General features: G+C 54.4%; 1 protein-coding gene and 1 pseudogene. Both read right to left on the bottom strand.

Translation table 11 applies throughout. The annotated features are described in order from the left end of the window. Positions 1–1,100, bottom strand: a 1,100-nt coding sequence (locus Q4597_RS19645; protein ID WP_303407798.1) for an alpha-hydroxy acid oxidase, incomplete at its 3' end; no start/stop codon positions are given. A gap of 9 nt (positions 1,101–1,109) precedes the next feature. Continuing rightward, a pseudogene (locus Q4597_RS19640) lies at positions 1,110–1,965 on the bottom strand (FGGY-family carbohydrate kinase); the annotation flags it as partial.

Here is a 1,965-nt window from a genome sequence, read left to right as displayed (position 1 = left end):
TGGTCCATGACCTGTTTGAACTGCGTCCTTAACATGGCAATGGTGTGGTCGCCGCCTTTGTTTCCCAGTGCCCCGCACCCGTAGAGGAATGACCTTCCCATAAAGGTGAACTTTGCCCCGCTGGCCATGGTCCTTGCGATATCGGGACCCGAACGCAGTCCGCTGTCCATCATGATCTCTATCCGGTCACCGTATTTCCCTGCTATCTCGGCAAGGGAACTAATGGTGGACTGAGCGGCGTCCAGCTGCCTTCCGCCATGGTTGGAAACGATGATGCCGTCGAACCCCATGCGAATGGCGTCCTGTGTGTCCCGTTCCGATGCTACGCCCTTGAGCACGAGTTTCCCCTTCCATCTATCACGGATGGGCCCTATCCTTTCCTCGTTCAACCGTCCCGAAAAGGTTCTGTCCATGAACTGTCCCAACTGTTTCAGGTTGAGGCCTTCGGGCGTATAGGGCTTCAAGGTCTCAAAAGTGGGCTGCCCGTATTTCAGGGTGTTCATGGCCCAAGTGGGCCTGCCCAGAATCTGCAGGATATTGGCCAACGACATTTTCGGGGGCAGTGCCAGGCCGTTGCGGATGTCCCGCGGCCTGTAGCCAAAGGTGGGCACGTCGCAGAGCAGTACCAGTACGGGGCAGCCGGCGGCCTCGGCCCTGTTTATGATATCGTCGCGAAGGGCATCTTCTGCGGGATTGTATAGCTGGAACCAGGCATTGCCCTCTGTCAGTTCGCTGGCCCGTTCTATATCCATCGTGGTAACGGTGCTCAGGATAAAGGGTATGTTGTTCTTGAACGCCGATCTGGCCAATATCTCGGGCGAATTGGGCCACATCAGTCCCTGGAGCCCTACGGGGGCTATCCCGAACGGGGCATCGAACTCCATTCCCAAAACTTTGGTCCTGGTCGAACCGGTCCCCTGGTTCCTCAGGTACCTAGGTTGTAGCTGTACCTTGCGTATGTCCGAGGTGTTCCTTGCTATGCTCACGTCCTCGTTGCAGCCACCGTCCAGGTACTCAAAGGCGAACTTGGGTATACGTTTCATGGCCTTGTTTCTCAAATCGTCCATTGAAGGATATGCGGGGTTGAATTCCTTGTTCATAAGATAGGTCTATTTTAGGCTGAACGGCCGGTGTTTCTTGATAGCGTAGTTTTTGTCCAGGAACGAGGGCTCCAGCTCCGTATCGGAAATAACGATCGCGGCCCCAAGGGCGGACCCCAACGATGAATCCGTTGTGCTGAGCTTCATGTTCCCCATGTAATGGGATAGGAGCTGGATGTAGATCTTGTTGTCGCTAAAACCCCCGTCCACATAAAGTTGGCCTATTTCGGAACTTCCCATCGCCGCCCTTACACTTTTCTCCTGGAGCAGTACCAGTTCCAGCATCAGCTGGTGGTAGGCATGCTCGAACCTGTCGTAGGGTATCGAGGTGCTCTCGGGCATGTCCGCTGAGGACATGGTGTCCCATTTGAACATGTGCACGAAATCCTTGTTGATCTCGAAAAAGGTATCCTGATCGAACTCCACCTGCTTATGGGCGTCTGGGGATACGTTGAAGTGCTCCGCGAGCGCCCTTACCTGTAGCTTGTACTCGTTGCCCAGGAACAGGCGGGAAACCTTTACGGGACTTCCGTCTATCCTCATGTTGAACAAGGAGCCGTTCCCGATATCGTCTTCACTGAGCATCCCCCGGTTAAAAGGGTTGATGGAAATGCTCCATGTGCCCGTGGAGACCAGTATGAAAGGCTTTTTGGCGCTCTTGATGTAGGGCAACAGGGCGGAGGAACTGTCGTGTATGCCAACGCCTATTTTGATTGTCCTGCCCTTATAGTCCACCGGAACGGTCTTTCTGGAAGAGACCAGCGGCGGTAATTTCTTGTCGATGCCCTCCTGATAGACCCATGAATGGTAGTCCTTCTTTTCGAAGTCCCAGAGCATGGTGTGGCACCCGATGCTCGTATATTCG

Source organism: Zobellia sp. 1_MG-2023, from assembly GCF_030549125.1.
GTDB lineage: Bacteria > Bacteroidota > Bacteroidia > Flavobacteriales > Flavobacteriaceae > Zobellia > Zobellia russellii.
The sequence above is the reverse complement of the archived record's forward strand: the minus strand, read 5'-3'. Positions and strand labels throughout refer to the sequence as shown.